The organism is Pseudoalteromonas sp. 120-MNA-CIBAN-0494, assembly GCF_040308885.1.
Lineage (GTDB): Bacteria > Pseudomonadota > Gammaproteobacteria > Enterobacterales > Alteromonadaceae > Pseudoalteromonas > Pseudoalteromonas nigrifaciens.
The window spans coordinates 349,109-358,353 of sequence record NZ_JBEOOE010000001.1; the positions used below are offsets into that span (position 1 = coordinate 349,109).

6 protein-coding genes and 1 rRNA gene are annotated in these 9,245 nt (G+C 41.3%); 3 read left to right on the top strand and 4 right to left on the bottom strand.

What is annotated here, in order from left to right; all coding sequences use genetic code 11:
- Positions 1-35 precede the first annotated feature (35 nt).
- Positions 36-3,926 carry a phosphoribosylformylglycinamidine synthase gene (gene purL, locus AAEY55_RS01625; protein ID WP_350549794.1) on the bottom strand — a complete coding sequence of 1,297 codons (3,891 nt, stop codon included), beginning with the start codon at positions 3,924-3,926 and terminating at the stop codon, positions 36-38.
- Between the two features lie 211 nt (positions 3,927-4,137).
- Between purL and mltF the strand changes: the two genes are divergently transcribed.
- Together mltF and AAEY55_RS01635 are read left to right on the top strand one after the other, a co-directional pair.
- Positions 4,138-5,550: a membrane-bound lytic murein transglycosylase MltF gene (gene mltF / locus AAEY55_RS01630; protein WP_011328988.1), complete on the top strand. Its 1,413-nt coding sequence runs from the start codon at positions 4,138-4,140 to the stop codon at positions 5,548-5,550.
- A 194-nt stretch (positions 5,551-5,744) separates the two neighbouring features.
- Positions 5,745-5,912: a hypothetical protein gene (locus AAEY55_RS01635; protein ID WP_167376939.1), complete on the top strand. Its 168-nt coding sequence runs from the start codon at positions 5,745-5,747 to the stop codon at positions 5,910-5,912.
- Here AAEY55_RS01635 and tadA read toward each other — a convergent pair.
- Positions 5,909-6,415, bottom strand: coding sequence for a tRNA adenosine(34) deaminase TadA (gene tadA / locus AAEY55_RS01640; protein ID WP_350549797.1), 507 nt, complete (start codon positions 6,413-6,415; stop codon positions 5,909-5,911). The two genes, AAEY55_RS01635 and tadA, sit on opposite strands and share 4 nt — an antisense overlap.
- Positions 6,416-6,593: 178 nt before the next feature.
- On the opposite strand from tadA, the gene AAEY55_RS01645 reads away from it, so the two are divergent.
- Positions 6,594-7,898, top strand: coding sequence for an inosine/guanosine kinase (locus AAEY55_RS01645; protein ID WP_179807596.1), 1,305 nt, complete (start codon positions 6,594-6,596; stop codon positions 7,896-7,898).
- A gap of 22 nt (positions 7,899-7,920) precedes the next feature.
- Here the strand turns inward: AAEY55_RS01645 and glsB are convergent, their stop codons facing one another.
- Complete coding sequence (glsB, locus tag AAEY55_RS01650; RefSeq protein WP_011328992.1) at positions 7,921-8,844, bottom strand: glutaminase B; 924 nt, start codon at positions 8,842-8,844, stop codon at positions 7,921-7,923.
- A gap of 151 nt (positions 8,845-8,995) precedes the next feature.
- A 5S ribosomal RNA gene (gene rrf, locus AAEY55_RS01655) occupies positions 8,996-9,110 on the bottom strand.
- Between the last annotated feature and the right edge of the window lie 135 nt (positions 9,111-9,245).

Here is a 9,245-nt window from a genome sequence, read left to right on the forward strand (position 1 = left end):
CAACTTAAATGAACCTAAATTGAGCAGTTAGGTTATTAACCTACATTTTTACGCGCGTTGCGGAACATACGCATCCACGGGCTATCTTCTCGCCACTCATCTGGGTGCCAAGAGTTGGCAACAGCACGGAATACGCGCTCAGGATGCGGCATCATTACTGTTGCACGTCCATCGGTAGAGGTAATACCTGTAATCCCTTCTGGCGAGCCATTTGGGTTTGCTGGGTATTGCGTTGTAGGATTACCGTAGTTATCTACAAACTTAACCGCTACAGTACCCGAGTCTAATGCTGCTTTAACTGCGTTATCGTTTGCAAATTCAGCATGACCTTCACCGTGCGATACTGCAATTGGCATACGCGAACCAGCCATACCATTAAAGAATACCGATGGATTTTCTTGTATTTCTACTAAGCTAAAACGTGCTTCAAAACGCTCTGACTTATTCGTTACAAAACGTGGCCAATGCTCAGTACCTGGGATCAACTCTTTTAAAGTAGATAACATTTGGCAACCGTTACACACACCTAAACTAAAGGTATCTTCACGGTGGAAAAAGCTTTGGAACTGTTCACGCGCCATGTCGTTAAACAATATCGACTTAGCCCAACCTTCGCCTGCACCTAATACGTCACCGTAAGAGAAACCACCACATGCCACTAAGCCTTTAAACTGCTCAAGCGATAAACGCCCTTCTAGAATATCGCTCATGTGTACATCAATGGCAGCAAAACCAGCACGATTAAATGCGGCAGCCATTTCTAGATGAGAGTTAACTCCTTGCTCACGTAAAATAGCCATTGGTGGTTTAGCGCCCGTTGCAATATACGGTGCTGCTATATCTTCGTTTAAGTCAAAGTTTAACTTAACGTTTAAGCCAGGATCTTTAACATCAAATTTGGCATCAAACTCTTGCTTAGCGCACTCAGGGTTATCGCGACGCGCCTGCATTTGATACGTTGTTTCTGCCCACATAGTACGCAGCTCTGTACGCGTGTTACTCAGCACGGTATTTTTACCACGGTTAAATACAATCGCATCGTCGCTATTAAGCGTGCCTATAATATGGCTGATTGTCGCTAAGCCATGATCTTTAAGTACCGCATTAACTGCATCTAAATCACTATTAGCCACTTGAATAACAGCGCCAAGCTCTTCGTTGTAAAGCGCTTCAATGTCGTTGCCTGTTAAGCCATTAATATCAATAGTTACACCTGTGTGGCCAGCAAATGCCATTTCGGCAACTGTGGTAAATAAACCACCGTCTGAACGGTCATGATAAGCAAGTAACTTACTATCAGCTACCAATACTTGCATGGCGTTATAAAAGCCTTTTAATAACTCTGGGCTATCAACATCAGGCGTTATATCACCTAATTGCTTATAAACCTGCGCTAAGCTTGATGCGCCCATGCGGTTTTTACCCGCACCTAAGTCAACTAAAATAAGTGATGTTTCGCCTTTGTCGGTACGTAGCTGCGGTGTCACTGTTTTACGTACATCGTCAACACGGCCAAAGGCAGTGATAATTAACGATAGCGGTGATGTTACTGATTTCTCTTGTGAATCACCTTCATCTTTCCATGTCGTTTTCATCGACATAGAATCTTTACCTACTGGAATTGTTAAACCAAGCGCTGGGCAAAGTTCTTCACCTATGGCTTTTACTGCTTCATATAAACCAGCATCTTCACCAGGGTGACCCGCTGCTGCCATCCAGTTAGCCGAAAGCTTAATATTTTCAAGGCTACCAATATTTGCACAGGCAATATTTGTTAACGACTCTGCCACAGCTAAACGCGCCGATGCAGCGTAATTTAATAGCGCTGCAGGAGTGCGCTCGCCCAACGACATAGCTTCACCATGGTAAGTATCGTATGTAGCAGCAGTTACAGCACAGTTAGCCACAGGCACTTGCCAAGGGCCAACCATTTGGTCGCGCGCTACTAAGCCTGTTACCGAGCGATCGCCAATTGTAATAAGGAAGGTTTTTTCTGCAATGGTTGGTAAGCGCAATAAACGCTGCGCCGCATCTGCTACATTAATATTTGTAACATCAAGTGCTTTACCTACAACCTGCTTTGAGGTTACATCGCGATGCATTTTAGGTGCTTTACCTAATAATACGTCTAGTGGTAAATCAACAGGGTTATTATCAAAGTGGCTATCGGCAACCGTTAGGTGTGGCTCAGCAGTCGCTTCGCCTATTACCGCGTACTGTGCTCGTTCGCGCTTACAAATAGCTTCAAAACGGTCAAAATCTTCAACACCTACGGCAAGTACATAACGCTCTTGCGATTCGTTACACCAAATTTCGTGTGGTGCCATACCTGGCTCATCATTTGGAATATCGCGTAGTTGAAACTTACCACCACGGCCACCGTCATTTACTAGTTCAGGAAATGCGTTTGATAAACCACCGGCGCCCACATCGTGAATAAACGCAATTGGGTTTTCATCACCTAGCTGCCAACATTTGTCGATAACTTCTTGGCAACGACGTTCCATTTCTGGGTTTTCGCGTTGTACTGAAGCAAAATCTAAATCTTCATTTGATTGCCCAGACGCCATGCTTGATGCTGCACCGCCACCTAAACCTATGTTCATTGCTGGGCCACCTAAAGCAATGAGCTTAGCACCAACAGGAATTTCACCTTTTTGTACATGGTCTGTGCGAATATTACCTAAACCACCGGCAAGCATAATTGGTTTGTGGTAACCACGTACCTCAAGGCCATTATGGCTTGTCACTTGCTCTTCATAGGTACGAAAGTAACCTAACAAATTAGGACGGCCAAACTCATTATTAAATGCAGCGCCGCCAAGCGGCCCTTCAGTCATAATATCCAAAGCGGTAACAATACGCCCAGGTTTACCAAAATCACTTTCCCACGGTTGCTCGTAACCAGGAATACGTAAGTTAGAAACAGTAAAGCCAACTAAACCAGCTTTAGGCTTAGAACCACGGCCAGTAGCACCTTCATCACGTATTTCACCACCTGAGCCTGTAGCAGCACCTGAAAATGGCGCTATGGCGGTTGGGTGATTATGAGTTTCAACTTTCATTAGTATTTCGATGTCTTCTTGATGATACGCATATTCACCTTGCGCATTGGGGAAGAAGCGCCCCGCTTTTGAGCCTTTCATTACCGCAGCGTTGTCTTTATATGCCGACAATACATTTTCAGGGTTTTTCTCAAAAGTATTTTTAATCATCTTGAACAGCGACTTTGGCTGCTCTTCACCATCGATTGTCCAGTCAGCATTAAATATTTTATGACGACAATGCTCTGAGTTTGCTTGGGCAAACATAAACAATTCGATATCGTTAGGATTACGGCCTAACTTTATAAAGTTTTCTACTAGGTAATCTATTTCGTCATCTGCAAGGGCAAAACCTTGTTCAACGTTAGCAATTGCAAGCGCTTCTCGCCCACCACTTAAAATGTCTACAGATGACATTTGACGCGGTGCATCACTGCGAAATAGTTGCGCAGCATCCTCAAACTGGCTATGGGTTGCTTCGGTCATACGGTCATGTAATAACGCCGTTACTTGTAAAAGTTGCTCTGCGTTTAGCTCACCTTCAACATAATAAGCAATACCGCGTTCAACACGATGAACCTGCTTTAAGCCACAGTTATGGGCTATGTCGGTTGCTTTAGAAGCCCAAGGCGAAATAGTGCCAGGGCGAGGTGTTACTAATACAAGTTTACCTGCTGGGGTATGCTCAGCAATAGTTGGACCGTAGGTTAATAGTTTTTCAAGCTTGGTTTGCTCAGCGCTACTCAATGGCGATGTTAAGTCGGCAAAGTGCGCATATTCAGCATATACGTTGGTGACAGGAAGTTGCGATTGTTGGCAACGCGCTAAAATTTTATTAACTCTGAACTCTGAAAGTGCTGGTGCACCACGAAGGATCAACATAGATAATTTCATCCGGGGTTAGGGATTGAACGATATTTTAGGGCAACATTATAGTCTAAGTAGCACTTAGATTTAACTCATAATTTCGCTTTTCATAAAATTAACTTTTTTTCTTTATTTACAGCCACTCGAAACGAATAAAACTAAACGCTAAGTGACGTAATGGCTAAGTTTTGTTATAACGGGGATTAGGGCGTTAAAGAGGCAAACAATGTTGAAAGAAAAACTAATCATAATTATTACTTTAGTTATGCTGTTGTGTGCATGCGATATACAAGAGCAGTCGACTCAACTTGCCCAAATAAAAGCGCAAAACAAAATTAGAGTGGGTACATTAGCCAGTGCCAGTAACTATTATCAGGCAGTACAAGGTGAGCAAGGCTTTGAATACGAGCTTTCTCAGGCCTTTGCAGACTATTTAGGTGTAGAGCTTGAAATAGTCCCATTTTTTAATTTATCAGACATGTTTGCACGCCTGCAAAGCGGTGATCTCGATTTAATTGCCTCAGGCCTTACCTATAATAAAACACGTGCACAACAATATCGTTTTGGCCCTACCTACCGAACCATTAGTCAAAAACTGGTGTATAAACAAGGTATAGAGCGACCACGCGACTATGATGATTTAACTGGTAATCTCATGGTTATAGCTAAAAGTAGTCACTCACTTACTTTACAAAAAGTAAAAAAAAGCAACCCAGAACTTAACTGGAGCGAAACCGAAGAATTTGACGAAGAAGAGTTACTACAAGCCGTTATTGATGGCGAAATAGATTACACTTTAGCCGACACCCATACGTTATCGTTATTTCGTCGTTATCACCCTAATTTAAGTATTGGTTTTTCAATTACGCATAACGACCCGATCGCGTGGATGCTGCGTAAATCAAATGACGATTCGCTTTATGCTTTATTAGTCCCTTTTTTTGGTGAAGCAAAACAAAATAATCAACTTTATGTACTTGAAGAAAAATACTTTGGTCACGTTCGTCAATTTAACTACGTAAATACACTTGCCTATATTGAAGCAATAAAAGAAACACTGCCTAAATACCAACCATGGTTTGAACAATATGCAGGAACACTTGATTGGCGTTTACTCGCAGCATTAAGCTATCAGGAATCTATGTGGAACCCGCGAGCAAAATCACCAACTGGGGTGCGAGGAATTATGATGCTAACCCGTAATACTGCTAAGCAAGTTGGGGTTACTAATAGGTTAGAGCCAGAGCAAAATATTCGCGGTGGCGCAAAATACTTAAGTAAACTAATTAAACGTATCCCTGATCGTATTCCACAACCAGACAGAACCTGGCTCGCACTTGCTGCGTATAATGTAGGCTGGGGACATGTAAACGACGCACGAATTATTACTAAACAACAAGGCGCAAGCCCTGATAAGTGGGCCGATGTTAAAAAGCGCTTACCATTACTAATTAAAAAACGTTACTACCGAAAAACGCGTTATGGCTATTCTCGTGGTGATGTTGCGGTGAGCTATGTTGATAATATTCGCCGTTATTACGATGCCCTAGTTTGGCTTGATGAAAATAACGCAATAGAAGAAAAACCAGAAGCACCTGTAGTTGCCCCTAAAATTGGGGATGAGGTTGAAGCAAAATAGTAAACTGACAAACGATAATAATAACAACTAATTCATTACTCTAATAAATACGCCCTGGGTAATTAAAAAACTGTTTACTTGTCATCAAATGTTCAATAATGTGTGTTAATTATATATTCACATTAATTAATGATAAACATCTGAGTAATTTGGATATAATTTGTGCATTTCTCATTATTGCATTAGGAGAAAACATGCTAAAACGTAAACGCACGCAAAGATTCAAACGAAAAACAATTAACTCAACAGCAACTCGACGCCGCGTTATGCTGCGTAATTTACATAAAAAAATAATTTGGCGCCGCCGCATGTTTGCAATGCAAAAAATGGCAGAGCTAGATGCTTTAATGGCAGCAAGTTAAAGTTCATTGCTATTACGAGCAGCCTTTTTGGCTGCCTTAATTTGCGCTCTTCTGCGCTTAAAAAAGTCAGATACAATAGTAGCGCACTGCCCCTCTAGTACACCACCTAATACCTCCACCTGATGATTTAGCTTAGGCTCTTGCAACAAATTCATAATCGAGCCAGCAGATCCTGTTTTAGCATCGGCAGCACCAAACACTAAACGCTTAATTCTACTGTGCACTAATAACCCCGCGCACATAGAGCATGGCTCTAAGGTCACATAAAGCGTGCAATCAATTAAACGATAATTATTAAGTGCTTTACCGCCTTTACGTACAGCTATCATTTCAGCATGAGCTGATGGGTCATTATCAGTAATAGAACGGTTATACCCTGCAGCAACAAGCTGATTGTCTTTAACAAGAATGGCACCAACAGGGATCTCATCTAGTTGTTCTGCTTGCTTTGCGTACGTTAACGCTTGTTGCATCCAATAGTTGTCATCAAATCGTTCGTTCATTGAAGCTACTTTAATTATTTTTTATGCATGGATTATATCAAGTTAGCTAATTAAAGTGCGTAATTACGGCATTTATTGCAAAAATAAAACAAATTAAAACGGTTTATCGTGGCTCCTAAGGGGGGATTCGCGCTATAATCTCACGCTTTTTTTATTTAGCTCACAATACGGGTAGCAAATGAAATTTCCTGGACGTCGCAGGCATAAACATTATTTTCCAGTGGAAGCCAAAGATCCACTAACTAATCAACTTAACGCCACAGAAAGATTACACCGTAGCTATATTACCGGAATCGATCAGATTGTTGTCGATATCGAAGCCAAGGTCGATCAAGCTTTCCTTGATGAATTTAAGCTGCAACGAGGCATGTCACAAGTTATAGATAGTGACGTCACCAACGCCTTATATGAGCGTTTAAAGTTACATGAAATGGTTGACTACGAGTATGCTGGCGGAACCGTTGGTAATACTATGCACAACTATTCAGTACTTGCTGATGACAGATCTGTGCTATTGGGCGTAATGAGTGAAAACATAAATATAGGCAGTTATGCTTATCGCTTTTTATGTAATACCTCAAGCCGCGTAGATTTAGATTACTTACAGCCAGTAGATGGACCAATTGGTCGCTGCTTTACACTTATTGATGAAACTGGTGAGCGCACCTTTGCTATCAGTGCAGGGTTAATGAACCACTTACGCCCTGAATCAATCGATAAAAGCCTTATTGAAAATTCATCTGCGTTGGTGATCAGTGCTTATTTAATGCGCACTCAAGGTGCAGAAACCATGACAGAAGCCACTATACAAGCGGTTAAATACGCTAATGATGCTGGTGTGCCAGTGGTACTTACACTTGGAACTAAATTCTTAATTGAACAAGATCCAAGCTGGTGGGCTAACTTTGTTGAAAAACATGTTGATATTCTTGCAATGAACGAAGAGGAAGGCTTGGCAATTACTGGTTTTGAAGATCCCCTTCTAGCTGCTGATAAAGCGCTTGATTGGGTCGACTTGGTAATTTGTACTGCTGGCGAAAAAGGCTTATTCATGGCAGGTTACGTTGACGAGCAATTAAAACGCGAAACTGAGTACACATTATTACCTGGTGCAATCCCAGATTTTAATCGTTATGAGTTTTCACGTGCTATGCGCAAAGCTGACTGCGATGATCCAATTAGAGCCTATAGCCACACAGCCCCATTTATGGGTGGCCCTGATTCAATCAAAAACACCAATGGTGCTGGTGATTGTGCATTAGCAGCTGTTTTACATGATTTATCTGCCAATGTTTATCATAAAATAAACGTCAGTAACTCAGCAAAACACCAGCAAAAAGCAATTACCTATTCGTCATTGTCACAAATAAGTAAATACGCTAATAGAGCAAGCTTTGAAGTATTAGTGCAGCACTCTCCTCGCTTATCTCGTGGTTTACCAGAGCGCGAAGATTGCCTCGAACTAGTCTACTGGGATAAATAATATTTTAAGGAGCTATAACTCCTTAAAATATTGAAATATCGAGTTTTTTAGATAGCAGCTCTAATGCTGCTATCCCCGCCACCGAGTTGCCAAAAGAGTTTAACCCTGGTGACCATACCGCAACCGTAAATTTATTAGGCAATACAGCTAAAACCGTACCAGACACCCCAGATTTCCCCGGCATACCTACCCTATAACCAAAATCACCTGCTGCATCATATAAACCACTGGTAAAGAGTAAAGAGTTAAGCTGCTTAGTTTGACGGCTCGGTAACACCCGTTTACCTGAGGTATTATCAATCCCATTATTAGCTAAAAAGTTATACGCTTTTGCCAGCTCAATACAATTTAGTTCAATTGCACAAAAGTTAAAGTAAGCCCAAAGCACGTCATCTACTTCGTTTTCAAAGTTACCAAATGACTTCATTAAATGCCCCATAGCCGCATTTCTATGCCTAAACTCATATTCTGAGTTTGCTACTTTTTTATCTATTGCTATACACCTATTCCCCGATAAAGCCCGAAATGTTTCAAGCATAGTATGCATCGGAGCCGATAAGCGACTATATAAAGCATCGCAGGTTACAATCGCACCTGCATTAATAAATGGGTTACGAGGTATGCCTTTTTCAAATTCCAACTGAGTAAGCGAATTAAATGCAGTTCCTGATGGCTCTTTTCCCACGCGATGCCATAGTTCATCACCATAACGTTGTAATGCTAGCGTTAATGTCATTACTTTTGATACAGATTGAATAGTGAATTGTTGCGTACAATCACCCGCACAAAATGTTTCGCCTGAGGTAGTGTAAATAGCAATAGAAAATTGTTCGGGATCAACCTCTGCCAACGCCGGAATATAATCGGCCACTTTACCTTGTGATAATAAGGGAGCTACCTCTTGGGTTATGTCATTCAATACTTGTTGATAATCAGTAGTAGGCAATAGAAACCTCAATTACACGGTTATATAAAGCAGAATTTTAGCATGCAAGCATTAAGTACGCTTTCACTTTTTAAATAGCTTGTGCTTACTTTATAAATTCTAAAAAGCAAAAAACCCGTTACATTGCTGTAACGGGTTTCTTTAATTTAAATCCTGGCAATGTCCTACTTTCACATAGCAAATGCTACACTATCATCGGCGCTGTTTCGTTTCACTACTGAGTTCGGCATGGGGTCAGGTGGGTCCAAAACGCTATTGTTACCAAGCAAATTCGTTTCAATTTTTTTATTTTTATAATTTATTCAATTTAAAGTCTCTCGACTAAATTTGGAGCCTGGCAATGTCCTACTTTCACATAGCAAATGCTACACTATCATCGGCGCTGTTTCGTTTCACTACTG